At 65.9% G+C, this 23,792-nt stretch carries 26 protein-coding genes and 1 tRNA gene; 11 read left to right on the top strand and 16 right to left on the bottom strand.

The annotated features are described in order from the left end of the window. Window positions 1-4 precede the first annotated feature (4 nt). Window positions 5-1,717 (top strand): phosphoenolpyruvate--protein phosphotransferase, encoded by a 1,713-nt coding sequence (gene ptsP, locus MUG94_RS00630; RefSeq protein WP_227907485.1) that lies wholly within the window; start codon window positions 5-7, stop codon window positions 1,715-1,717. A 58-nt stretch (window positions 1,718-1,775) separates the two neighbouring features. Beyond that, a complete protein-coding gene (locus tag MUG94_RS00625; RefSeq protein WP_227907484.1) occupies window positions 1,776-2,054 on the top strand; it encodes an HPr family phosphocarrier protein in 279 nt (92 codons plus the stop codon). A gap of 154 nt (window positions 2,055-2,208) precedes the next feature. On the opposite strand, the gene MUG94_RS00620 is transcribed toward MUG94_RS00625, so the two are convergent. The 4 genes from MUG94_RS00620 to MUG94_RS00605 all read right to left on the bottom strand — a co-directional run bounded on the left by MUG94_RS00620 (window position 2,209) and on the right by MUG94_RS00605 (window position 4,805). After that, entirely contained in the window at window positions 2,209-2,943 is a 735-nt protein-coding gene (locus MUG94_RS00620) for a hypothetical protein (RefSeq protein ID WP_227907483.1), read from the bottom strand. Continuing rightward, complete coding sequence (locus MUG94_RS00615; protein ID WP_231704892.1) at window positions 2,940-3,593, bottom strand: hypothetical protein; 654 nt, start codon at window positions 3,591-3,593, stop codon at window positions 2,940-2,942. The genes MUG94_RS00620 and MUG94_RS00615 overlap by 4 nt, the downstream gene beginning before the upstream one ends. A gap of 253 nt (window positions 3,594-3,846) precedes the next feature. Continuing rightward, window positions 3,847-4,161 (bottom strand): GNAT family N-acetyltransferase, encoded by a 315-nt coding sequence (locus MUG94_RS00610; protein WP_227891042.1) that lies wholly within the window; start codon window positions 4,159-4,161, stop codon window positions 3,847-3,849. Window positions 4,162-4,208: 47 nt separating this feature from the next. Beyond that, complete coding sequence (locus MUG94_RS00605; RefSeq protein WP_227907481.1) at window positions 4,209-4,805, bottom strand: hypothetical protein; 597 nt, start codon at window positions 4,803-4,805, stop codon at window positions 4,209-4,211. A gap of 246 nt (window positions 4,806-5,051) precedes the next feature. Between MUG94_RS00605 and MUG94_RS00600 the strand changes: the two genes are divergently transcribed. Together MUG94_RS00600 and MUG94_RS17295 are read left to right on the top strand one after the other, a co-directional pair. Beyond that, complete coding sequence (locus MUG94_RS00600; RefSeq protein WP_227907480.1) at window positions 5,052-6,137, top strand: iron-containing redox enzyme family protein; 1,086 nt, start codon at window positions 5,052-5,054, stop codon at window positions 6,135-6,137. Between the two features lie 113 nt (window positions 6,138-6,250). Then, on the top strand, window positions 6,251-6,550 hold the full coding sequence (locus MUG94_RS17295) for a CDGSH iron-sulfur domain-containing protein (RefSeq protein WP_432418090.1): 300 nt from the start codon (window positions 6,251-6,253) through the stop codon (window positions 6,548-6,550). Window positions 6,551-6,553: 3 nt separating this feature from the next. On the opposite strand, the gene MUG94_RS00590 is transcribed toward MUG94_RS17295, so the two are convergent. Beyond that, window positions 6,554-7,150: a mycothiol-dependent nitroreductase Rv2466c family protein gene (locus MUG94_RS00590; protein ID WP_227907478.1), complete on the bottom strand. Its 597-nt coding sequence runs from the start codon at window positions 7,148-7,150 to the stop codon at window positions 6,554-6,556. 165 nt (window positions 7,151-7,315) lie between these two features. Further along, a tRNA-Lys gene (locus tag MUG94_RS00585) sits at window positions 7,316-7,391 on the bottom strand. Between the two features lie 218 nt (window positions 7,392-7,609). Here MUG94_RS00585 and MUG94_RS00580 point away from each other — a divergent pair. The 3 genes from MUG94_RS00580 (at window position 7,610) to MUG94_RS00570 (ending at window position 10,112) form a co-directional block, all read left to right on the top strand. Beyond that, window positions 7,610-8,254, top strand: a complete 645-nt coding sequence (locus MUG94_RS00580; protein ID WP_227891038.1) for a hypothetical protein — start codon at window positions 7,610-7,612, stop codon at window positions 8,252-8,254. Between the two features lie 229 nt (window positions 8,255-8,483). Continuing rightward, complete coding sequence (locus MUG94_RS00575) at window positions 8,484-9,101, top strand: DUF47 domain-containing protein (protein ID WP_227907475.1); 618 nt, start codon at window positions 8,484-8,486, stop codon at window positions 9,099-9,101. After that, the gene (locus tag MUG94_RS00570) at window positions 9,102-10,112 is read left to right on the top strand and encodes an inorganic phosphate transporter (RefSeq protein ID WP_227891036.1); all 1,011 of its coding nucleotides are present in this window, start codon (window positions 9,102-9,104) and stop codon (window positions 10,110-10,112) included. Window positions 10,113-10,147: 35 nt separating this feature from the next. On the opposite strand, the gene pstB is transcribed toward MUG94_RS00570, so the two are convergent. The 4 genes from pstB to pstS all read right to left on the bottom strand — a co-directional run bounded on the left by pstB (window position 10,148) and on the right by pstS (window position 14,345). After that, window positions 10,148-10,927, bottom strand: coding sequence for a phosphate ABC transporter ATP-binding protein PstB (gene pstB / locus MUG94_RS00565; RefSeq protein ID WP_227891035.1), 780 nt, complete (start codon window positions 10,925-10,927; stop codon window positions 10,148-10,150). Between the two features lie 68 nt (window positions 10,928-10,995). After that, window positions 10,996-12,102, bottom strand: coding sequence for a phosphate ABC transporter permease PstA (gene pstA / locus MUG94_RS00560; protein WP_227891034.1), 1,107 nt, complete (start codon window positions 12,100-12,102; stop codon window positions 10,996-10,998). Next, window positions 12,102-13,034, bottom strand: coding sequence for a phosphate ABC transporter permease subunit PstC (gene pstC / locus MUG94_RS00555; RefSeq protein WP_104102602.1), 933 nt, complete (start codon window positions 13,032-13,034; stop codon window positions 12,102-12,104). Before pstC ends, pstA begins: the two co-directional genes overlap by 1 nt. A 186-nt stretch (window positions 13,035-13,220) precedes the next feature. Continuing rightward, window positions 13,221-14,345: a phosphate ABC transporter substrate-binding protein PstS gene (gene pstS, locus MUG94_RS00550; RefSeq protein WP_227907474.1), complete on the bottom strand. Its 1,125-nt coding sequence runs from the start codon at window positions 14,343-14,345 to the stop codon at window positions 13,221-13,223. 265 nt (window positions 14,346-14,610) lie between these two features. Between pstS and MUG94_RS00545 the strand changes: the two genes are divergently transcribed. From MUG94_RS00545 to disA, 3 genes are all read left to right on the top strand, one after another. Further along, window positions 14,611-15,741, top strand: a complete 1,131-nt coding sequence (locus tag MUG94_RS00545) for an FUSC family protein (RefSeq protein ID WP_227907472.1) — start codon at window positions 14,611-14,613, stop codon at window positions 15,739-15,741. 56 nt (window positions 15,742-15,797) lie between these two features. After that, complete coding sequence (gene radA, locus MUG94_RS00540; protein ID WP_227907471.1) at window positions 15,798-17,165, top strand: DNA repair protein RadA; 1,368 nt, start codon at window positions 15,798-15,800, stop codon at window positions 17,163-17,165. A 178-nt stretch (window positions 17,166-17,343) separates the two neighbouring features. Then, a complete protein-coding gene (gene disA, locus MUG94_RS00535; protein ID WP_227891030.1) occupies window positions 17,344-18,420 on the top strand; it encodes a DNA integrity scanning diadenylate cyclase DisA in 1,077 nt (358 codons plus the stop codon). A 7-nt stretch (window positions 18,421-18,427) separates the two neighbouring features. Here the strand turns inward: disA and MUG94_RS00530 are convergent, their stop codons facing one another. After that, window positions 18,428-19,114 (bottom strand): hypothetical protein, encoded by a 687-nt coding sequence (locus MUG94_RS00530; protein ID WP_227891029.1) that lies wholly within the window; start codon window positions 19,112-19,114, stop codon window positions 18,428-18,430. Window positions 19,115-19,202: 88 nt separating this feature from the next. On the opposite strand from MUG94_RS00530, the gene MUG94_RS00525 reads away from it, so the two are divergent. Further along, on the top strand, window positions 19,203-20,165 hold the full coding sequence (locus tag MUG94_RS00525) for an HhH-GPD family protein (protein WP_227907466.1): 963 nt from the start codon (window positions 19,203-19,205) through the stop codon (window positions 20,163-20,165). A gap of 10 nt (window positions 20,166-20,175) precedes the next feature. On the opposite strand, the gene dhaM is transcribed toward MUG94_RS00525, so the two are convergent. From dhaM to MUG94_RS00500, 5 genes are all read right to left on the bottom strand, one after another. Next, window positions 20,176-20,919: a dihydroxyacetone kinase phosphoryl donor subunit DhaM gene (gene dhaM / locus MUG94_RS00520; protein WP_227891027.1), complete on the bottom strand. Its 744-nt coding sequence runs from the start codon at window positions 20,917-20,919 to the stop codon at window positions 20,176-20,178. Beyond that, window positions 20,916-21,557 (bottom strand): dihydroxyacetone kinase subunit DhaL, encoded by a 642-nt coding sequence (gene dhaL, locus MUG94_RS00515; RefSeq protein WP_227891026.1) that lies wholly within the window; start codon window positions 21,555-21,557, stop codon window positions 20,916-20,918. Before dhaL ends, dhaM begins: the two co-directional genes overlap by 4 nt. A gap of 2 nt (window positions 21,558-21,559) precedes the next feature. Further along, window positions 21,560-22,558: a dihydroxyacetone kinase subunit DhaK gene (dhaK, locus tag MUG94_RS00510; protein ID WP_227907464.1), complete on the bottom strand. Its 999-nt coding sequence runs from the start codon at window positions 22,556-22,558 to the stop codon at window positions 21,560-21,562. Between the two features lie 212 nt (window positions 22,559-22,770). Then, window positions 22,771-22,947 (bottom strand): CsbD family protein, encoded by a 177-nt coding sequence (locus MUG94_RS00505; RefSeq protein WP_104159952.1) that lies wholly within the window; start codon window positions 22,945-22,947, stop codon window positions 22,771-22,773. Window positions 22,948-23,128: 181 nt separating this feature from the next. After that, window positions 23,129-23,644: an amino-acid N-acetyltransferase gene (locus MUG94_RS00500; RefSeq protein WP_227891024.1), complete on the bottom strand. Its 516-nt coding sequence runs from the start codon at window positions 23,642-23,644 to the stop codon at window positions 23,129-23,131. Window positions 23,645-23,792: the final 148 nt, after the last annotated feature.

Below are 23,792 nucleotides of genomic sequence, written 5' to 3'. Positions count from 1 at the left end.
ACTGATGCGGACCATCAAGGGAATCGGAGTCAGCGCCGGGCGGGTGCTTGGCCCTTCACTGCGGATGCCGCCTCCGGTGCCCGAGCCCGATGCCGATGCAACCTTCGGAGCAGGCAGCACGGTGGATGGAGAAAAGGCCCGCCTGAAAGATGCCGCCGAGGAAGTCCGGGCGGACCTGCGGCACCGGGCGGAGACAGCCAGCGGAGACGCCAAGGCGGTGCTGGACGCAACGGCCATGATGGCCACGGACCCCATGCTGCTCAAGGCTGCCGGCAAGCACATCAATGCCGGGATGGCCGCAGACCGGGCCATCTGGGAGGCCGGGCTGGAAGTGGCTGCCATGCTGCAGAGCCTGGGCGGTTACATGGCTGAGCGCACCCAGGATGTCCTGGACGTCCGCGCCCGCATCGTGGCCGAGCTCGACGGGCTGCCGGCACCGGGCATTCCCGCTTCCGACGTTCCGTTCATCCTGGTCGCCGAAGAGCTGGCCCCGGCAGACACCGCCACGCTGGACCCGGCCAAAATCATCGGCCTTGTCACGTCGGGCGGCGGCCCGCAGTCCCACACCGCGATTCTGGCCCGCTCCCTGGGCCTGCCTGCAGTGGTGGGCGCCGCGGGAGCTGATTCGCTGGCCGACGGTGCGGAACTCTACCTCGACGGTGCCACCGGCACCGTGGTGGTGGATCCGGGCGCCTCCGAACGGGAATCGGCGAAGAAATACGCCTCGCGGGTTTCCCTGCCGCCTTTCAACGGCACGGGAACGACGTCGGACGGTCACCGTGTTCCCCTCCTCTCCAATGTGGGCTCCGGCAAGGACGCACAGGCAGCGGCGGCAGCCGGGGCCGAGGGCATTGGCCTGCTGCGCACCGAATTCTGCTTCCTGGGCCGCGATACGGAGCCCACCCAGGAGGAGCAGGTCACGGCTTACGGCGCCGTTTTTGCGGCCTTCCCGGGACGGAAAGTGGTGGTTCGCACGCTGGACGCCGGCGCGGACAAGCCGCTCCCGTTCCTGACCGACGCCACGGAGCCCAATCCGGCCCTTGGCGTTCGGGGATTCCGCACGGACCGGTCCTCCCCCGGCGTCCTTGGCCGCCAGCTGGAAGCGATCGCCATTGCCGCCGGCGCCCATGAGGCCGATGTGTGGGTGATGGCGCCGATGATCTCCACCGCCGAGGAAGCCGCAGACTTTGCGGTTCAGTGCACCGGTGCCGGCCTGGCCATGCCCGGCGTGATGATCGAAGTCCCGGCTGCCGCGCTCATGGCCGAGGCCGTCCTCTCCCGGGTCCGCTTCGCGTCGCTGGGCACCAATGACCTCACGCAGTACACCATGGCCGCCGACCGGCAGCTGGGCACCCTGGCCACCCTCAATGACCCGTGGCAACCGGCGGTGCTGCAGTTGATCAGGCGCACCGTCGAGGGCGCGCGGGCAGCGGAAGCAGCTGCCGAACCGGGGCAGGGGGCACCCGTAACCAAAAATGTGGGGGTCTGCGGTGAGGCGGCGGCGGACCCGGCCCTCGCCGTCGTACTGACGGGTCTCGGAGTCAACACACTGTCCATGACGCCAAGGGCGCTGTCTTCCGTGGGAGCCGTGCTGGCCACCGTCTCCCTCCCTGAGGCGCAGGATCTGGCGTCGCTTGCCCTGAGCGCGCACACTGCAGCTGAGGCACGGTCCACGGTGCGCAGCCGGCTTCCCGTCCTTGAGGAGCTGGGACTGTGACCCGGTTTCCGTGCCCCCTACCCCTGCTTGACTGAGACCAACCGGAAGGAACAACACCATGCCAGAACGCAAAGCGACAATTGCCAGCCGGGTGGGCCTGCACGCTCGTCCCGCGTCCATCTTCGCCGAGGCTGCCGCCGAACAGCCGGTGGACGTCACCATCGCCATGGAGGGCGAGCCTGCTGAGGAAGCGATGGACGCGGCAAGCATGCTCTCGCTGATGAGTCTTGGAGCCTCCAACGGAGACGTGGTGGTGCTGCGCGCCGACGGCGAGGGTGCCGAAGACGCTCTGGACGCTCTCGTCAAGATTCTGGAAACGGACCTCGACGCCTCATAGCCGAACCTTCCGCAATCCTTAAGCAGCGAAGCCAGCGGATGAAATCCGCTGGCTTCGCTCGTAACCTCACGCTGACCCCCCACAGGCAGCGGATGTTACTTAATCATAATTCTGACACAGGATGATGAAACTGTGAACGAACGATGTCAATTCTTTACCTTAAACCGTAAACCGTGGCCAGGGGATTGGGTTTGGGTTTCTTCTTCTCCAGCCTCCGCGCGTTCCACATCAGGGCCAGGCCGATTGATATGACCAGCACCGCCGCATAAGGAAGCGTGCGTTCCCAGGCGCCGGGGTGCACATCCCACAGTGCAAGGCTCAACAACGCGTGAACGATGAAAAGCGACATTCCCAAGGACATGAGTCCGGCACTGAATCGGACGTCGCTCCGATGGCGGGAGTCGGCCGCATACAGGAACATTGCCGGGGCCAGGCAGGCGGCCACATACGTCTGGTAGAGCCGGGCACAGTGCGCATAGGCGACCACTGTGTCCTGGTCTTCATAGGCGCGAAGGGCGGCGGAGGACTCGGGCAGGTCGCTCAGTACAAAGAGAATAATGACGGCGGCTACAGCCAATCCCAAGGCGGTAAACCCCACCGGCCCCGCAATCAGACGGCCCGCGCGGTGGGCTTTGAAGGCTGCGGCGGCCTTCACCCCGAGAATCAGGAAGGCGGCGAAAACGACAAACCGCAGCAGGAGATTCGCGAGGTTTATTCCACCCAGGAGAGCATCGACCGTCTGATAAAAGAAGGGGATGCTCAGGGCCATTCCCAGCGCTATCAGAACAAAAGCCCAGAACGTCCCGCGGTTTTCACCGCGGATCGCTGAAGGAAGCCGCTGGAGTGCAAACAGGGCAGTGACGCCAAAAACAACCCACTGTAATGTCATCCCAATTGCTCCAAGAGTGCAGAGTTGCTGTCTTCATCGTGCTCAAGCTTTTTCACCATTTTGCCCAGCGTGTCCAGCCGGTCCCGGGCAAGAAACACCAGTTCAGGGTCGGAAAGTTCGGCCAGCGCGCGTTCGCGGCCCCCCAGGGGCCACCCGCATTCATCCGGTGTTAGAAGCCCCGTGGCAACCAGTCCGCCGGTCAGGGAGACCCCTGCGAGCCTGGCGGCCTGAACGGCGAGTTCCGGGGCGAGCCGGCCGGCCGTCAGTTGGGCGGAGAGGTTTTGGGGTGCCACGCCTGTCTTGGCACTGAGCCGTTGGCGCAGGTCTCCCGGATCTACGGCTTCGAACCAGGCGCGCACGGAATTGCGGTGCGGGAAGGGGCCCAGTCCCGGCAGATCGGAGGGCGAAGGATTCGGATGCAGGCTTCGCGCCACAAGCAACTGCAAAACACAGACATACGTCACCTGGCTGATCAGCTCAGAGTCGGTGGGCGGACCGGAGCCTGCCAGAAGGTCGTGGTATTCCTCGAAAAAGGACAGCGCTTCAACCGGGTTCTGATCGCATGCCCTCGCCACGCGGACAACAGTGGTTTCCGACACCTTTCCGCGGACGAGCTGCTGTGCCAGGGTGGAACGCTTGATGCCGGCCATGCGGCAAAGATCAGCGGTTGACTCCCTTGGGGCCGTCAGGGAGCGCCAGCTCTGGAAGGCTTTTGCGGACACAGCCACAGGCGACTCCCCCCCAATTGGTTTCTCCGGACTGATGCAACTATACTATTTTCACTGGCTCCCCCTTCTGCGTTCCCCCCATATGCAGAGCGGGGAGCCAGCTTCAATTAAGGGTTCTTCCGTAAAGGGCCTGCAGCCAATTCCGGTTCCCGCGGTCCGGCCGTTTGAGAAATGGTCAGTGAGCTTCCTGCGGCCAGGACACGTGATGACTCAGCTCCCGGTGCTTTCCAAGATATGACGCAGCGTAGGAGCAATACGGCTTGATCCGCCGCCCCGACGCAATAATGTCTTCCGCGGCGAATTTCACCAGTATTGATGAATAGCCCTGATGCCGGAATTGTTCCCGGACCACTGTGTGGGTCAATGCCACCGCATCCGGCGCTTCCTCGTACTCCGCCGTGCCGGCCAATTCACCGCCCACGCGAAGCTCGTAACGGTCATTGTCCTGGTTCTTGGAGACCTCAATGTCATCCCTGATTCGCCCGCTCATGCCCCTGAGCCTGACATCGAAGCCGGGTTTCGTCCAGACCTGCGCGGCTAAGCGGCCTGGCCGCCTCCTGCGGATGCTTCGGCGCTCGTCCAGGCCTCTTCCAACCGGGCAACTGCTGCTCCGTAGTCTTTGATCTCCTCATCGTCGACCAAACCGGCTCCCTCCTCCAGCGGCCGGAGCGCAGCAGCGCTCTTCATCGCACGCATCAGGTCTTTCGTCTCCGGCTTTGCGGTGTCGCTCAATCCGGGCTTTTCCAGTGCCTTCCAGCCGTCCAGTTCGTAGGAACTCCAACTCCGCAGCACTGCATCGTGGCGGCGCTCCAGCGCGGCCACCCGCTGCCGGCGCGCTTTCTGCCTGCGGGCCGCTTGGCGGCGCCGGTGGCGCACCTGCACCCATGCGGCGGCGCCTGACACTCCAATGACCGTGGCCAAGCCAATCCATGGCCCGCTGCCGGGGCTGCCTGCAACCGCCCAGGCAACAGCGAGCAGGGCCGTCAGCGACCCGGTCAAGCCCACCCAGAAGATTTTTTCGCCGTCTGCCCGGGCGAGCGCCGCATCAACCCTGAAGGCCGTCACAGCCAAGGCTGCAATCAGCAGCACCAATGCCGGAATGAGCATGGAAGCTCCTGCATCAATCAGCGGCATGAGTGTCCCTCTTTTCCGCAGCTGTCGTCATCTTCCGCAGTTGTTGTTGGCAGATGTCCTCCTGCGCAATTGTTCGCGCTGCTCCCATCTCACGCCGGATGGGCGGAAAGGTCAATGTCTGCGCATCCGTCCCGCCAGATGCGGATTCCGGGCGAAACAGCTTTACCAAGTATGCTTATGTCCTGGATTTACCGTCCCGTCCACGGAGTCTGCCTGGACCCTTGAACCGGAGTACAAAGGATAAGAATGAAAATCCCCGCACCCCGCGGACCTGTCAGTGCCGCCCTGTTTGACCGGCTCACGGCTCCTGCGGGACCGTCCACCGACGCGCTCACGGCCCTGGCTGAAACCGTTCGCCGCGCCTGCGCGGACACTGCCGACATTCTCCGCGACGAAGACCTTCAGCTGACCCTGTTCTGCCTCTACGAGCTGCACTACAGCGGGCTGGACTCAGTGCCGGACGCACTGGAGTGGCATCCCGGCCTCGTGGGCCTGCGCCTGCAGCTGGAAGAGCCTTTCGAGGCGGCGCTCCGCCGCGCCGTTTCCGTTCCCGAGCTCCCGGAGCCCACGTCCGAGGCAGTCGCCGCGGAGCTGTTCCGGATGGCCGCCGACGACGACGGTCCCAGCGTCTCCCGCTACGTCGCCTCCAAGGCCACCCGCGAACAGCTTCAGGAGTTCCTGATCCTGCGCTCCATCTACCAGCTGAAGGAAGCCGACCCCCACAGCTGGGCCATTCCCCGGCTGCCCGTGGGCCGCGCGAAGGCCGCCCTGATCGAAATCCAGGCGGACGAATACGGCGGCGGACGTCCCGAACGCATGCATTCCCACCTCTTCGCGGTCACCATGAAGGGTCTCGGGCTCGAGACAGAGTACGGCTGGTACCTGGACGCCGTGCCCGCGCTGACCCTGGCCTCCTCCAACGCCATGTCCCTGTTCGGCCTGAACCGCCGGCTGCGCGGGGCCATCTCCGGCCATCTTGCAGCCTTTGAGATGACCTCTTCCATTCCAAACTCCTTCTACGCCCGGGGATTCCGCCGGCTCGGTTTCGACGACACCGTCACCTACTATTTCGATGAGCATGTGGAGGCCGACGCCGTCCACGAACAGATTGCCGCGCGGGACTTGGCCGGCGGACTGGTCGAGGCCGAACCGGATCTGCTGGCCGATGTGATGTTTGGTGCCGCAACGGTGTTGACCCTGGACGCCCTGATGGGCGAAGACCAGCTCGAGGCCTGGCAGCAGGACCGCTCAGCCCTTCGCGGGCAGGCGCCCGCGGGAGCGGCCGCAGCCGCCCTGGACGGCCTTGCCCTCGCAGCAGGGGTCACTCCATGACGAGCTCCGCTGCGCCCGGCACTGACGGCTATGAGTGCGCCGGATGTCCTTCCGGCCAGAGCACCGCGGAGACTGACGCCGCAGCTTCCGGAAACCGGCCCGCGGCAGCGTCCGTGGTCGCCTATCCCAACGGACCGCTGCTGGTGCGCGGAGACTTTGAAATCATTACGCCCGACGGCGTTCCGGTCCCCCGTGACCGGGGCACGGTGGCCCTTTGCAGGTGCGGCGGGTCCGCCATCAAGCCCTACTGCGACGGAACCCACAAGCTCATGAAGTTCGACACCGCCCGCCGCCGGCCGGTTCCCGGCCCGGTGCTCGAACGCAGCCGCGGCGCCGGCGAAAAGGCAGACGGTACGGAGAACAACGGGTCAGCGAAGGACGCCGAAGACACCGGCGGCAGGGCCTCCTCCTGAACGTCAGCGCCTGATCTCCCGGAACCCGGGAATGCCGGCCAGCAATACCGTGGCTTTCCACAGCGTCACCGCATCGGCGGGGGCGGGCATTGCATCCAGCAGGGGGCCAAGAATCGTTTCCCGGCGGCCGTAAGGAGCCGTCAGGGAGAGGATGGGCGAGCCCGCACTGCCCGCCAGACGGCCAACGCCGTCGCTGTGTGAGCTGTGCAGTGCTGTGTCCCGGCCGGCGGAGACACCGTCGGCCAGATCCGGCGGCAGCGCACAGCGGCGAAGTGCGTCGGCGATGCTTCCGATCCCCTCCTGCTCCGTGCCGTCCTGCCCGGTCCACAGCGCGTCGTAAAAGTCCCCAAGCGCCGCGTGGCCGTGCCCGTCCTGAACGGCGGCGGCAACCAGGGCAGGATCCCTGGGCCAAGCTCTGCCTTCCCCGGAACCGTCCCGGCTGTTCCCTTCGTCCTCGTAGAGGAGGGACAGGCTCATCACGCGCCAGTGCACCTGCAGGGGAACGTCTGCGGCCATGGAGGTGAGCCAGCGCGCTGTGCGGCGGGTCAGCGGGCAGGCGGGATCAAGCCAGAAGTCGACGGTCCAAGTGTTGGCACTCACGGCTGCCGCCCGCGGGCGCCGGGGATCCGCTTCGGATTCATCCTGCGATGCTAACGGCACCGCTGCCCGCCGGAAGCCCGGGGGCAAAGAAAAAGCACCCCGGTTCGAAAACCGGGGTGCTGTCGAAGTCCCGGCTCACCGCTGACGGCAAGCCGGCCCATCTTCTGGTGGGCCCTGTGGGGCTCGAACCCACGACCCACGGATTAAAAGTCCGATGCTCTACCAACTGAGCTAAAGGCCCCCAGCCGTATCGGGACGGCGGTTCCGGTCCAAGGTTTCCCTCACCCATACAGCCGTCGACGAATCGACTTCTCCACTTTATCGCACGGGGGACGCATCTCACGAAACTACGGGCCCCAGTGTTTGCGTTTCGCTGCCGGCATGCCCTGCAGCGCCCGCCCTGCCGCACCGGAGGGCCCCTCCTCGACGGCTGTTCCCGGGGCGGAGTATTCTCAAATCATGAGTGAGTCCAATGAAATGCCCCCACGGCATCACAAGCCCAAGCTGTACGCTCCGCTGGACTTCGCCAACATTCCCGGAGGCGCGGATCCGGCCCGAGTATCCGAAGCAGCCCACCTGGCTGCCCAGGCCCTGGTGCACCACGGCAGGGAGAGCTCCGATCCGGAGATCACCCGCCGCCTGGTGAAGCTGGCAGACCGGCAGGGCCTGGAATCCATCGCGGAGATGTGGGCGGAAAGCCCTGCTCGTTCACTGCCCGGTGCCCTGTGGCGTCTCTACGCCCTCCGCGCCGCCACTCAGCAGAATCCGGAGCGGGTTGCCGCTTACTACGCCGCCGGAAAAGACGTTGCCCAGGTCTCCAAGGTGGTGGCCGGGGTGGCCGAGCCGCTGGGTGCGGACGAGGTCAAAGCCATGGCGGACACCATCCTCTCCGGAGCCTTCGAGGGAGAGTTCGACGTCGCGCTGGAACGCTTCGCTGCGTTCTGCCGCGTAGTGGCCCTGGGCCAGACACATCACGCCGACTCGGCAGAGACGGGCAGCGCCGATAAGGCAACGCAGCTGACACTCAAGGCGCGCCAACTGGTGCGCACAGCCGAAGATTTGGAATATGCAGCTGCCGCCTGGCGCCGCGGAGAGCTCGATTAGGGGTCGGCCGGAGCTCGTGTTGACATCTCCGGCGAAGAGTAGAAAACTGAAATTGGTGTCGGACTGCGGAACCCCCGGGCTTCAACTTAGAGCCGCTTCGAGCGGCCTTCCGCCGAGAGGCGCTCCCGGTCCGGCACCGCTTTTGGTTCTTACTGCGCAGCCGATAATCTAGGCTCGTGACCCACATCGCGCAGGGCCCCCTTTCCGGCCGGCAAATCCAGGTTTTCCCGTGAGGCTGCGGCTGTTTCCCCAGGAAAACGCCGGGCTCGAGCTCCTTTCCCAAATGGGGGCCGTGCTTGTGCGCGGCGCGGGGACGCTGTCGGAGGTCCTCGGTGCCGAATCGGCCGATTATGAACGGCTCTCCGAGCACATGCATCAGCTGGAGGCGGAAGCCACGGACCTGCATTTCGCGCTCATGACGCAGATGAGGTCAAGCTTCATCAATCCGCTCCCCCGCGAGGACCTCTACGACCTTTCCCTCACACTGATGTCAGCGACGGAAAACCTCGACGCCGCCGCGGAGATCATCTCGCTGTACCGGCTGACCGGGATCTCCAGGCGTGCCGCCGAACAGCTTGAAGTCATTGGCCGGCAGGCCGAGCTGACGGCAGGCGCCATGCGCCGCCTGGCGTCGCTGGAAGACCTCGACGACTACTGGATCGAGATGCTGCGCCTGTCCAAGCGCTCCGAGCGGACCCACCGCATCTGGGTGTCCGAACTCCTGCGTGACCACAAGCCGCTCATGTATGCCCGGCACCGGGACCTCGCGGACCAGCTGGCCGGAACCACCTCATCGCTGCGCCGGTGTGCCACCGCCGTGGGCGGCATTCTGGTCCGGGAATCCTAGGTGGAGCCGGTTCTGCTGGCCGCCGTGGTGCTCTTCGCAGGTGCCTACGCCTTCATTAACGGCTTCCACGATGTTTCAAACTCCATTGCCACCTCGGTGCGCACCCGCGCGCTGACCCCCACGGTCGCCGTCGTCCTCGCCTCCGTCTTCAACTTGACCGGCGCCCTGCTGAGCACGGCGCTGGCCCTGGTCCTGGCAGATCGATTCATCCAACTCCCGGATGGAACACCGGGTCTGGGCATCCTGATTGCGGGCCTGCTCGCGGCCTGCGGCTGGGGACTGTGGACCTGGTGGCGGCGCATGCCTTCCTCCTCCACACACGCCCTCGTGGGCGGCATAGTCGGCTCGGGGGCCGCGTCCACCTTGGTGGGAGGCCCCAACATCGCCGAGTCCTATCAGGTGCTGCTGCAGCAGATTGTCCTGCCGCTGCTGCTCTCTCCCGTGGTTGCCTTTGTCCTGGCCTACCTGCTGGTTTTTCCCACTACCTGGCTCATGCGCTACAGCTCCCCGCGCCGCGGAGACGCCGGAAACCGGATCGCCCAGTCAGTGTTCACGTCGGCGTTTTCGCTGGGCCACGGCATGCAGGACGGGCAGCGGACCATGGCCGTGATTGTCCTGGCACTGGTGGCTGCCGGATACTCCGGCAGCGCAGGCATCCCGCTCTGGGTACAGGTTTTCTCCGGCGCCGCGCTGGCCGCGGGAAGCCTCTTCGGCGGCTGGCGGATCAGCCGCACGCTCAGCAGCCGCCTGGTGCGCATTGACCCGCTGCGCGGCATGAGCGCGACGGCGGTCAGCTCCACCATGCTCTTCCTGGGCGCCGTGTGGCTGCAGATCCCGCTCTCCAGCACTCAGACCATGACCTCGGCCATTGTGGGCGCCGGCGCGAACCAGCGTTTTTCCACCGTCCGCTTCATTCCGCTGCGGGAAGTCCTGGCCACGTGGCTTGCCACGGCTCCGGTGACAGCCCTGCTGGGCGGCATCCTCTTCCTGGCGATCAGCCCGATGCTCTGAGATTCAGCCGCCCGCAGCGGGTCTGCCCGCGCGGTTTACCCGAAGCGTCCGGAGACGTAATCCTCGGTGGCCTTCTGGGCCGGGTTGTTGAAGATGACCGTGGTGTCGTCGTACTCGATGAGCTTGCCCGGCTTGCCGGTGCCGGCAATGTTGAAGAACGCTGTCTTGTCAGAGACGCGGGCTGCCTGCTGCATGTTGTGGGTCACGATCACCACCGTGTAGTCGCTCTTCAGCTCCTCGATCAGGTCCTCGATGGCCAGGGTGGAGATGGGGTCCAGGGCCGAGCAGGGCTCGTCCATGAGGATGACCTCGGGGGACACTGCGATGGCCCGGGCAATGCACAGGCGCTGCTGCTGGCCGCCGGAGAGGCCGGAGCCGGGCTTCTCCAGCCGGTCCCGGACTTCCTTCCACAGGTTGGCGCCGGTGAGGGACTTCTCCACCAGGTCATCGGCGTCGGACTTTGAGATGCGCTTGTTGTTCAGCTTCACGCCGGCCAGGACGTTGTCCCGGATGGACATGGTGGGGAACGGGTTGGGGCGCTGGAACACCATGCCGATGTGGCTGCGCACGGTGACGGGATCCACGCCGGAGCCGTAGAGGTTCTCGCCGTCCAGCAGGACTTCACCCTCCACGCGGGCGCCCGGAAGAACTTCATGCATGCGGTTCAGCGTCCGCAGGAAGGTGGACTTTCCGCAGCCCGAGGGGCCGATGAACGCCGTGACCGAGCGCGCCTCAATGTTGATGTTGACGTTTTCTACGGCCAGGAAGTCGCCGTAGTAGACGTTGAGGTCCTTGACGTCGATTCGCTTGGACATGTGATTCCTTTTTGTTGAAGTTTCGGGAGCGGCAGGGCGGCGGTGCCTGCCGCAGGGAGTGAGGCTGGTCAGCGTCCGGTCTTGGGCGCGAACATCCGGGCGATCAGGCGGGCACCCAGGTTCAGCAGCATCACCATGATGATCAGCAGCAGCGCCGCCGCCCAGGCACGCTGTGTGCTCGGATCGGTGTTGGTGGGCGAGGTGGGGCTCATCAGCTGCCGGTAAATGTAGGTGGGCAGGGTGCTCATCCAGCCCGCAAACACGTTCATGTTGATCGTGTTCACAAAACCTGCGGTGACCAGCAGCGGCGCCGTTTCGCCGATAACGCGTGCGATGGCCAGGGTGACACCCGAGGCGATGCCCGAAATCGCCGTCGGCACCACCACCTTCAGGATGGTGCGCCATTTGCGCACGCCCAGCGCGTAGGCGGCTTCCCGCAGCTCGTTCGGCACGATCTTGAGCATTTCCTCGGTGGAGCGCACCACCACGGGGATCATCAGGACGGAGAGGGCGACGGCGGCCACAAAGCCGGTGCGCACCCCCGGTCCGAACACCAGGGCGAAGAAGGCTGCAGCGAAGAGACCCGCAACGATCGACGGGATGCCGGTCATGACGTCCACGAAGAAGGTGATGGCCCGGGACAGCGGTCCGCCGTTGCTGTATTCCACCAGGTAGACGGCGGTCAGCAGGCCGATCGGCACCGAAATGATCGTGGCCCACAGGGTAATCAGCAGCGTGCCCACAATGCCGTGGTACGCCCCGCCCAGCACTGGGCCGCCCGTCTCCGCGCTGTTGTTGTCCACGGCCCCGGTCATTCCGCCCATGGAGGTGAACAGGAAGTCCGGGCTCAGGCCTGCCAGGCCTTTGGACAGGACGGTGAAGATCACGGACACCAGGGGAACCAGCGCCAGGAGGAAGGAGCCGCAGATCAGGTAGGTGGCAAAGCGGTCAACCGCTCGTCGGCGTCCCTCCACAGCCCAGGTCAGGGCGGTAGCGCCGATGACGAAAATTACCGCGGTGAAGATGGTGAAGCTTGCGATGCCGAAACCGATCAGGGCGGACAAAGCCGCGCCGAGGATGACTGCCGCTCCCAGAACCACCCACACCGCATAGGGCGGAAGCTGGTTCTTGGTCAGTGTCGAGGGGCGGCGGCTGAGTGTTGGTGTCGTCTGCATCAGTTGGCTCCGGAGAATTCTTTATGGCGGCTGATGATCCAGCGCGCAATCACGTTCACGGCCAGGGTGATCAGGAACAGCACCAGGCCGGCGGCGATCAGCTCGGACAGGCGCAGGCCGTACGCCTCGGGGAAGTTCAGGGCAATTTCCGCAGCGATTGTCTGGTTGCCAGGGCGGATGAGGCTGGCAATCAGGCCGCCGGAGGAGAGCACCAGGGCCACGGCCATGGTTTCACCCAGGGCGCGTCCCAGGCCCAGCATGACGGCGCTGATGACACCCGGGCGGGCAAAGGGAAAGACCGCCATGCGGACCATTTCCCAGCGGGTGGCGCCCATGGCCAGAGCTGCTTCCTCATGCAGTTTCGGAGTCTGCAGGAAGATTTCCCGGGTCAGCGAGGTGATGATCGGCAGCACCATCACGGACAGGACGATTCCCGCCGTCAGCATGGTCTTGCCGGTCTGGCTGGCCGGACCGGAGAAGATCGGGATCCAGCCGGCGTTGTCGGCCAGCCAGGTGTAGGGGCCAACCAGGGCCGGAGCGAGCACCATCATGCCCCAGGCGCCGTAGACCACCGACGGGATGGCCGCCAGCAGGTCAATGAGGTAGCCAAGGCCCTGCGCCATGCGGCGCGGCGCGTAGTGAGAGATAAACAGCGCGACGCCGATGCCCACCGGCGTCGCGATGAGCAGGGCAATGGCCGCAGCGATGACCGTTCCGATGACCAGCGGCCAAATGTAGGTGAAGAAGCCCTCGCCGCCGCTGATGTCGGCGGAATCCGCGGTGAAGGTGGGCAGCGCCTGCCAGAGCAGGAACACAGCCACGGAAAACAGGACAAGAAGGATGAGGCAACCGGCCAAGAGCGTGATTCCGGAGAACACCTTGTCTCCGGCACGGCCGGCACCACCGGTGCCTTCTATGGACTTGCTGGACACTGCACAACCCTTCGGTTCTTCACTGGCAACTTCTTAAACTCTACTGACCCTGCACGGATCCCTTGACGCGGCGCCTCAGTCTGCCGCTGCAATCCCCCCATTTACTGTCCCACGCCCCGGCGGAGGCTGCGAATAGGAGAGCCTGCCGCCGGCGGCGGAACGCTGCAGCTCCGCCGCCCGCACCGGCTATTTCGAGACGCTGATGCTCGCAATGGCCGCTTCGGCCTTCTGGCGAAGCGGCTCCGAAAGCTCCGCGTTGCCTGCTGCATCCGTTGCAGCAGCCTGTCCCTCTTCGCTGACGACATAGGAGCCAAAGGCCTTCACCAGGTCAACGGTTTCAGAGTCCGGGTAACTGGTGCAGTAAATGTGGTACGAGACCAGGACCACAGGATAGGCACCGGACTCGGTGGTGTCGCGGGCCAAATTCATGGCCATGTCTGCAGCGGGCCGGCCTTCGCCGGTCACCGGAGTGGAGGCTTCCACGGCTTTGGCGGCGGCCTCGGAACTGTAGGGGACGTACTCTCCGCCAACCTTTACCGAGACCGTTCCCATGCTGCCGACGGCGGAGGCGTCGGCGTAGGTGATGGCGCCGTCGGTGGCACCGGCAGCGGACACCACGCCGCTGGTGCCCTGCGCGTTCTCCTGGCCGTTCAGGTCGGCCGGCCATTCACCGCTTGCCTCCGTGGTCCACACCGCAGGTGCCGCAGCCGCAAGGTATTCGGTGAAATTTTCGGTGGTTCCCGACTCGTCGGAGCGGTGGACAACGGTGATGGGCGTATCGGGCAACTCGATGCCCTCATTCTGGCCCGCGATGGCCGGATCGTTCCAGCTGCTGATGTCGCCGCGGAAAATGCCGGCAATCGTGTCGGCATCCAAGTTGAGTTCATCCACGCCGTCCAGGTTGAAGGCGATGGCGATGGGCGAGATATAGGCAGGGATGTGCAGCGCGCCGTCGGGCCCGCAGGCCTCAATCGAAGCTTCCACTTCCTCGTCCTTCAGATGGGCGTCCGAACCCGCAAACTGCACGCCCCCGGCCAGCAGCGCCTTGCGTCCGGCACCTGATCCGTCCGGAGAGTACTGCACGGCGGTATTCGGGTTGGCAGCGGTGAACCCCGCGATCCAGGCTTGCATCGCTGAATCCTGGGAGGAGGCGCCGGATCCGGAAAGGGTACCCGTGAGGGTGCTTTCCGATGAGGACGACGGCGTGTTGCCGCTGGCGGGGGCGGTTGCGCTGTCGCTGCCGCACGCCGACAGGGCGAGCGCGGCGGCCGACAGCAGGGCGGTGGAACGGATAATACGAATTACCGACACGTCTGGCCCCTTTCAAGGGCTCGTTTTTCCGTGGAGCTGGCGGTCCGGCATGTGCCGGCACACCGGGACGTCACACCGTCCCTTCACCGATGGTGGAGGGGGAAGGTTAACGAAAGGTGAACGGGGCCAAGCGGCGGAGAGAACTTTGACCCGCCCGGTCATCCCCGCCGGCAGCGGACGTTGCCGGCAGGGATGACCGGCGCTGCCGAGCGTCACAGTGCGCGCCCGGATGGAGGGCACGCCGTGCGGCCCCTAGACTGTTGGCATGCCCCCACGCGACCGCATTGCCCAAAGCCGGGGGTTCCTGCGCAACCGGGTCCGGGTCGGGCTGCGGCGCAGCCGCGATTCGATCATCCCCGCACTGCAGATGACCATCTGCGCCGTGGGTGCCTACGGCTTTGCCGAGTACGTCCTAGGCCATGAGGGGCCGCTCTTCGCCGCCACCGCCGCGCTCATTTCGCTGGGGTTTTCCCGCGAGCCGCGCACGCGGAGGGTGTTGGAGGTGGGCATCGGCTGCACCCTGGGCATCAGCATCGGCGAACTCCTGCTGCACGCGCTGGGCACCGGGCTGTGGCAGGCCGCCGTCGTCCTCTTTATCTCCGTCATGCTGGCCCGTTTCCTGGACCGCGGCGTCATTTTCACCACCCAGCTCGGCCTGCAGTCGCTGCTGGTGGTCCTGCTTCCCGCCCCGGACGGCGGCGTGTTCACGCGCAGCGCAGACGCCCTCGTGGGCGGATTGTTTGCTCTCCTGGCCACCATGCTCGCTCCCCGCGATCCCCGCCGGGAGCCGAAGGCCAATGTCCGCGACCTGCTGCATGAGCTCTCCGCAGTGCTGCGCCAGTGCGCGGAAGCCGTGGCCAAAAGTGACTCGACGATTGCCTGGCACGCCCTGGTCCGGGCGCGCAACACGCAGCCCCAGCTGGACCTGCTCACCCGCAGCGTGCGCGACGCCCGTGAGATCGCCCGGATATCCCCCGCCTACCGGCGACACCTGGCCGAACTCGGGGACCTGCGCGGTTCCATCGGCTATCTGGACCTGGCGGTGCGCAACAGCCGGGTCTTTGCGCGCCGCACGACGTCGGTCATCAACCATGCCGCCCTCAATGACGAGGCCATCGAGCGGGTTACGGAGGTGGTGAATGACACGGCCGACGCCGTCGACGTCCTCGCCCGCGCCTTGGCCGGCGGCGAGTCCGGGGGAACGCGGGAAAGGCACCTTCGCCAGGCACGCAACGAGCTGGCCGCCGTCGGCGCGCAGCTGAACCCCGGCGCCCTGGGCATCACCAATATCCAGGGTGACGCCCTGCTCATGCTCTTCCGGCCCCTGGTGGTGGACCTGCTTGAATCGACGGGCCTCACCCATGAGGAAGCAGTGCGCTGCCTCTCCGCGGTGTGATCGGGCCTCCCCTGCTCCCGTACGGAAGTGTCACTGCGCCGGGATAGCCTGTTTTTATGGCCACCAAGACTGCCCGCGCAAAAACCGCCAACTACCGCTGTGCCGAGTGCGGCTGGACCACGGCCAAATGGGTGGGCCGCTGCGGCGAGTGCCAGGCCTGGGGCACCGTGGAGGAAGCCGGCGAGGTCATAGCCCGCACCACGGCGGCAGCCACTGTTGCCCGTCCCGCCCAGCGCATTGCCGACGTGGATTCCACCACGGCCGCCTATCAGCCCACGGGAGTGGATGAGCTGGACCGCGTCCTGGGCGGCGGACTTGTTCCGGGGGCCGTGATCCTGCTTGCCGGTGAGCCGGGTGTCGGAAAGTCCACGCTGCTGCTGGATGTGGCGGCCAAGGTGGGAAACCTCGGACGGGACGTCCTGTATGTCACCGGAGAGGAATCCACGGCACAGGTGAAGCTGCGGGCCGAGCGCATCGGAGCGGTATCGGATTTCCTGTACCTGAGCGCGGAAACCGATCTGGGCCAGGCACTGGGCCAGGTGGAACAGGTCAAGCCCGGACTGCTGATCGTCGATTCCGTGCAGACCCTGAGCAGTTCCGCCGTGGACGGCAGCGCCGGCGGCGTCAGCCAGGTCCGCGAGGTGGCAGCGTCCCTGATTGCCGCGGCCAAGGAACGGAACATGACCACGTTGCTGGTTGGACATGTCACCAAGGACGGGTCGATTGCCGGGCCGCGCCTGCTGGAACACCTCGTGGATGTGGTCTGCCAGTTCGACGGCGACCGCCACTCCCGCCTGAGGCTGCTGCGGGCGGTCAAGAACCGATACGGCCCCACTGACGAAGTGGGCTGCTTCGACCTCACCGAGGAAGGAATCGTGGGACTCGCGGATCCTTCCGGTCTGTTTGTCTCCCGCACCAAGGAACCGGTCTCAGGGACCTGCATCACCGTCACACTGGAAGGAAAGCGCCCGCTCCTGGCTGAGGTCCAGGCGTTGCTGGCCGAAACCAGCAACTCCCAGGCGAGGCGCGCCACCAGCGGACTGGATTCATCGCGGGTTGCCATGCTGCTTGCCGTGCTGCAGGCGCGGGCGTCCATGAACCTGGCCAAGGATGACAGTTATGTGGCCACCGTGGGCGGGGTCAAGCTCAGCGAACCGGCCACTGACCTTGCCGTGGCTCTTGCCGTGGCGTCCGCCAAGATGAACAAGCCCCTTCCCGCACAGCTGATTGCCTTTGGGGAAGTTGGCCTGGCCGGAGAAGTCCGGCCCATTCCCGGCATTGCCAGGCGCATCCAGGAAGCGGAGCGCCTCGGCTTCACGCACGCGGTGGTCCCGGCATCACCCAACGGTCCGGTGGCGGTTCCGGCCGGGTTCCGGGTCCGGGAGGTGTCCACTCTGACGGAGGCCCTCGAGCTCCTGTTCTAGGACAGCCGGATCCTTCCGCGTCTGATGCAGCACACGTCAGTGCGGTCCGGGCGCAACTCTGCGCGTTGCACGGCACAAAGGTGGCCATTGTCCCGTCCCGGACCACTACTATAGGGAAAGTGTCTGTGCAGTGTCCGCCCAGAACGCCAGTGGGCCCGACGGCCGGAAGGAAGTGACCGTGGCACGAAGTCCCGAAGATTCACTGAAAGCCACCCTTGCCAGGGTAGCCCCGGGAACGGAGCTCCGCGACGGCCTCGAACGCATCCTGCGCGGCCGCACCGGCGCCCTCATCGTCTTGGGCTTTGACCGCACCGTTGACTCCATCTGCTCCGGCGGATTCGACATCGGCATCGATTTTTCCCCCACCCGCCTGCGCGAGCTGGCCAAGATGGATGGCGCCATAGTCTGCGACAAGGACGCCAAGACCATTCTCCGGGCAGCAGTGCAGCTGGTCCCGGACCACACCATTGAGACCCATGAATCGGGCACCCGCCACCGCACCGCGGAGCGGGTGGCCATTGAGACCGGGTTCCCCGTCATCTCGGTCAGCCAGTCCATGCAGATCATCCAGCTTTACGTGGGCGGGCTGCGCCATGTTCTGGAGGGCTCCGAGCCGGTGCTGGCCCGCGCCAACCAGGCCCTGGCCACCCTGGAACGCTACCGTGCGCGCCTGGACCAGGTCACCAATTCCCTCTCCGCCCTGGAAATCGAAGCCATGGTCACGGTCCGGGATGTGGCAGTCACCCTGCAGCGCCAGGAAATGGTCCGCCGGATTTCCGAGGAAATCTCCCAGTATGTCCTCGAACTCGGCGTGGACGGCCGCCTGCTGTCCCTGCAGCTCGAGGAACTCACCGCCGGCCTGGGGCCGGGCAGTGAAATGATCGTCCGGGACTACGCGGACCTGCAGGACGGCACCCAGCGGCCCGAAGACCAGGTGGCCACGCTGCAGAACCTCAGCTCCTCCGACATGATCGACTTGAGCAAGATTGCCGCCGTCGTCGGCTTCCAGCCCGGCCAGGATTCACTCGAGGCCGTGGTGCAGCCGCGAGGTTACCGGCTGCTCAGCAACATCAAGTCAGTGCCGCCGGCGGTCTCCAACCGGCTGGTGGACCATTTCGGCGGCCTGCAGAACCTGATGGCCGCCAACATCGATGACCTGATGACGGTGGACGGCATCGGCGAGCAGCGTGCCCGGACAGTGCGCGAGGGGCTCTCCCGCATTGCGGAGACCAGCCTGCTCGACCGTTTTATGTAACGGGTTGTTACTCGAGTTCGAAGGTGGTTCGTTCGCTGCTGATGTCTCCGAGCCGCGCCGTAAAGGTGTAGGTTCCCGGGTTGGGGTTGCTGGCCACTTCCGAGCAGCCGGGCGCTGAGCGCTGGCGGTCCCAGGTGAACTTGGCCGTCTCCACAGTGTTCGGTTCGATGGTCTTGAAGAGATCCTCGCCGGCCTGCTGGCAGTCCTCCGAGGAGAAGATCCGGTCTGAGCCGCTGGTGACAATGAACTCCATCTGGCTGGTGCCCACATTGACGTCGCAGGGCTCGGCTCCGGTATTGGTGACCGTCATGGTCAGCACCGGCGTCACGCCCGCGGCGTAGCTCAGGGCGTCGGTGGTGGCACTGACTCCCACCGAGGCGGCCGGGCAGAGCGCAGGTGCTGCGGCGGCGCTTTCCGTCGCTGTGGGTTTCGGAGCCGGAGCAGCAGTAGCCGCACCGGATGCGTTGGCGGCACCGGGCTGGTTGCTCTCCGGTCCGGGAATGGTGGCTTCCGAGACCGTGTCCGCGGCCGACGCGCTGTCGTCCCCCCGCAGCCAGCCGGCCACGGCGATGATGCCCGCGATGAGGCCAATGACGACCAGCAGTGCGAGGATGCCGGCGACGATCCTGCGCCGCCGGTAGACAGCCGGGCTGGGCCGCCCTGGTGCCTTGTTTGATGATGCATTCCCAACCATGACTTAAGGCTAGGTACCCTGCTCCGGATTACCGGGAGCACCACGCCGGTTAGTAGAGTATTGCTGGTCATAACCGAGGGAGATTTGCATGGAACCGGGCCTGCAGCAGGCACCGCAGCTGCATACGGAGATCATTAGCTGGTTTACGGCCAATGCGCGCGATCTTCCATGGCGGCGTCCGGAGTGCAGCCCCTGGGGTGTGTTCGTCAGCGAAATCATGCTGCAGCAGACCCCGGTGATCCGGGTCCTGCCGGTGTGGCAGCAGTGGATGGAGCGCTGGCCCGCTCCTGCAGCCCTGGCCGCCGAACCCAGCGGCGAGGCGGTTCGCGCGTGGGGACGGTTGGGCTACCCCCGGCGGGCGCTGCGCCTTCACGCCGCCGCGGCAGCCATGACGGAGCGCTTCAACGGCTCCGTTCCCGGCACCCGGGACGAACTGCTGACCCTGCCCGGTGTGGGGACCTACACCGCTGCGGCGGTGGCCTCGTTTGCCTTCGGCCGCCGGGAGACGGTGGTGGACACCAACATCCGCCGGGTGCACGCCCGCGCACTCTCCGGCAAGGCGCTGCCCGCCCCGGCGCTGAACGCCGCCGAAATGCGGCTGGCCGTGGCACTGCTGCCCGACGACGACGCCGCTTCCGTGGCCTGGAACGCTTCCGTCATGGAGCTCGGCGCCCTGGTATGCACTGCCCGGTCGCCCAAGTGCGCGCTGTGCCCGGTGCAGCGGCGGTGTGCCTGGGTGGCAGCCGGGGAACCCGCACCAGAGTATGTGCCCAAAGGCCAAACCTGGGCCGGCACGGACCGGCAGGTCCGCGGCGCCCTCATGGCCGTGCTGCGCCAGGCCCGGGAGCCGGTGCCGCGGAAACTGCTGGTCGGCCCGCCGGATCTGTTGGCGGCGGACGGCGCAGCGGAGGATGCGGATCCGGAGCCCGCCGCACTGTCCAAACTGCATGCCCTGCGAGCTCCGGCCAGCCAGCTGGAGCGTGCCCTGGCCGGCCTGCTGGCGGACAAGCTGGCGGAGGAGAGCGACGCGGGGCTGCAGCTTCCCGCTTGATCACTGCCGGCTAGATCTCTCCGAAACCGTTCCGCACTTCCAGAGCCATCATGTCCACTGCGCGGGCGGCATCGGGACCGCGTGCCGTCAGGGTCAGGGTTTGACCCTGACCCAGGCCCAGAGTCATCAGCATCATCACGGACTTGGCGTCCACCCCGTTGATGCGGACTTCAGCGTCCAGATCCGCCATTGCCTGTGCCACGGCCGCTGCGGGCCGGGCATGCAGGCCCGCCGGGTTGATGAGCTCCCACGAACCGGTGTGAACATCGTCATCGGCGGGATCGAGGTCATCGGCCCCGTCATCGGGCTCCCCGGCACCCGCAGCAGCATCCGTGCCGGTCCCGGACCCGGCCGGCGGGGTTGCCTGCCCCGGGATTCCCCCGGCGGACTCGGCTTCCTGCAGCACGGCTTGCAGGGTTCTGCCGCTCTGTGCGGCAACTGCCGCCGCCACCGTCCCCTCGACCAGGGGCGCGTTGGCCAACCGGACGCGGGCGCGCTGGTCATCGTCCAGGAATTCCACCGCCGTTTCCGCAGTCATCACGGCCGATCCGAGGTCTGCGAGGAGGAGGGCACCGTCGCCGGTGTCCGCTGCGGCAATGGCAGCGGAAATCTTTTCCAGGCTGGTGCCGATCCCGCCGTCGTCCGTACCTCCGGCCGTCTCGATTTTCACGTCCCGGGCCATCTGCTCCGCCAGTTCCCGAACGCCTTCAGCAAGTTTCGCGCTGTGGGAAACGATGACCAGTCCAACACTCATGCGCCCTCTTCCGCCGTGGATGCCGCGGCCTGCAGGATCAAGACCGTGGAAGCAGCACCGGGATCAAGATGGCCTGCACTGCGCTCTCCGAGGTAGCTGGCCCGTCCCTTGCGCGCGATCAGCGGTTCAGTGCCGGCCAGCCCCGCCCGGGCACCGTTCGCCGCTGCGGCCAGCACCTCGGCCGGTCCGGCCTGGGCCCCTGCTGATGTCTGGGCTGCCTCTACTGCCGGCGTCCAGGCATCCACCATGGTCTTGTCTCCAACTTCGGCTTTTCCGCGGGCCACGATTCCGTCCCGTGCGGCCGTGAGCACAGCAACCAGTGCCTCCGGATCCAGCTCCGCGGCAGTGCCGGCCGCGGTGGAGGCCCGCAGGAAGGCTGTGCCGTACAGCGGCCCGGCGGCCCCGCCGACCTTCGACATCAGGGTCATGGCCGCAAGCTTCATCACGTCTCCCGGTGTGGCAGGCGTTCCGTCCGCGTCCAGCTTCTCCACGACAGCCGAGAAACCTCGGTCCATGTTCTCTCCGTGGTCCGCGTCGCCAATGTCCCGGTCCAGGTCAATAAGGCGCTGCCGGTTCTCCGCCATGGCGGCGGCTGAGGCGCGCATCCATTGTGCCGCCCACTTTGCATCCAATGACATGGTCACATCCCCCATCGCAGGGCCGGCGTGTTGACCGGCGAGTCCCAAAGTTCCGTCAGCTCATTATCCAACCGGAGCACTGTCACCGAAGCGCCCTGCATGTCCAGGGCGGTGATGTAATTCCCCACCAGGGAGCGTTCCACCCGGATGCCACGCTCGGCCAGCACTTCGGCTGCGCGGCGGTACATGATGTACAGCTCGCTCAGCGGGGTTCCGCCCATACCGTTGACGAACAGGAGCACCTCATCGCCGGCAGCAGCCGCCACGTCCTGCAGGACCGGCTCCAGCAGTTGGTCGGTGATGCTGTCGGCGGACGCCATGGGCATCCGGTGCCGTCCGGGCTCACCGTGGATTCCGACGCCCAGCTCGATCTCGTTGTCCGCCAGCGTGAAGCTTGGCTCACCTGCGTGCGGCACGGTGCAGGGTGCAAGTGCCACTCCCATGGACCGGACATTGGCGTTGACACGCTCGGCCACTGCGGCCACCTGCTCCAGCGTGTCTCCCCGCTCTGCAGCACCGCCTGCTATCCGCTCGAGCAGAACTGTTCCGGCGACTCCGCGCCGACCGGCCGTGTACAGCGAATCTTCAACCGCAACGTCGTCATTGACCACCACCGTGACGACGGTGACGCCCTCCGCCTGCGCAAGTTCTGCCGCCGTCTCGAAGTTGAGGATGTCTCCGGTGTAATTCTTGACGATCAGCAGGACCCCGGCTCCGGTGTCGGTTTCTGTGATGGCAGGAAGAATCTGGTCCGGGGTGGGAGACGTGAACACGGCTCCCGGCACTGCCGCGTCAAGCATTCCATGGCCCACGTAGCCGCTGTGCAGCGGCTCGTGCCCGCTGCCGCCGCCCGAAACCAGGGAAACTTTCCCCTGCGAAGGCTCCCGCCGCAGGACCAGGTCCGGGTCGCTGTGCACACGGACCAAATCATGATGGGCCATTCCGAACCCGGCAAGGGATTCCGGAACGACCCGGCGCGGATCATTAATAAGCTTCTTCATGGTTCAGCAGCTCCTTTGGTGCACGTCGTCCCGCGCAGCCGCGGGGGCGCTGCGCAGGTCAGTTCGGGATCGGCAAAGACTTCCGCTTTGCCTTTGACCCTACTCCCGTCACCGATTGCTGGACAGGCACCCGAAGGGATCGCATTAAACAGCTGTGGGAGGGGCCTTAGACCCCTCCCACAGCTGTTGGGACGTGTTATGTCCGCTATGTCCTACTTGCCCTTGAAAGCATCCTTGATGTTCTCGCCGGCCTGCTTGGCACTGCCCTTGGCCTGGTCGCCGTGTCCTTCAGCTTCCATGCTCTCGTTGCCGGTTGCTTTGCCGAGGCCTTCCTTGACCTTGCCGCCAAGCTTTTCGGCTGAATTCTGCACCTTGTCATCTGCGCCCATAATTGGAACCCGCTTTCTGATCGTTGATCCGGCCGGCAGTGACTGCCGTTTCTCCGGACCGTGAATGATGCTAAGTACCCTGAGCTTATCCACCCGTACGGGTGGATGGCCAGCAGCTGCGGGGCAGTTCACCTGTTCGCGAACACGGGGCGGCGGTGCCGGGCGGCAGGGGCGGCCGTGTCTACAGTTTCCGGATCATCCTGGTGTTTCCCAGCGTGTTGGGTTTGACCCTGGCCAGATCCAGGAACTCCGCCACGCCCTCGTCGTGGGACCGCAGCAGCTGTGAGTAGACCTCCGGGTCAACCGCCGACTGGTTGGCCATCACCTCGAACCCGTGGCGGCGGAAGAAATCCACCTCGAAGGTCAGGCAGAAGACCCGTTCCACTCCAATCTCGGCGGCGTCGGCCAGCAGGGTATCCAGCAGAAGGTGGCCGATTCCGCGTCCGCGCCACTGCCGGTCCGCAGCCAGGGTCCGGACCTCGGCCAGGTCTTCCCACATCACGTGCAGCGCGCCGCACCCCACCACCTCGCCGTCGGGCCCTTCCGCAATCCGGAATTCCTGCAGCCCTTCGTAGTAGGCAACCGCTTCCTTCGCCACCAGGATCCGTTCCTCCGCCAGCGGTGCCACGAGCGAACGGATGCGGGGGACGTCGGAGGTGCGGGCACGGCGGACGGTGATGGTGGTCTCGGAAGTCACCGGATCAGTCTAGGACCGCACGGACGGCCGGGCGCAAAACAGCCGTCAACACACGCAACAGAAGGTGACGCGGAAAGACGAAAGGACCCGGCGGGCGCAATGCCCGCCGGGTCCTTTCGTCAGTTCAAGCTGTGCTGCTGTTCAGGCT

Source organism: Arthrobacter gengyunqii (genome assembly GCF_023022985.1).
Classification (GTDB): Bacteria; Actinomycetota; Actinomycetes; order Actinomycetales; family Micrococcaceae; genus Arthrobacter_B; species Arthrobacter_B gengyunqii.
The sequence above is the reverse complement of the archived record's forward strand: the minus strand, read 5'-3'. Positions and strand labels throughout refer to the sequence as shown.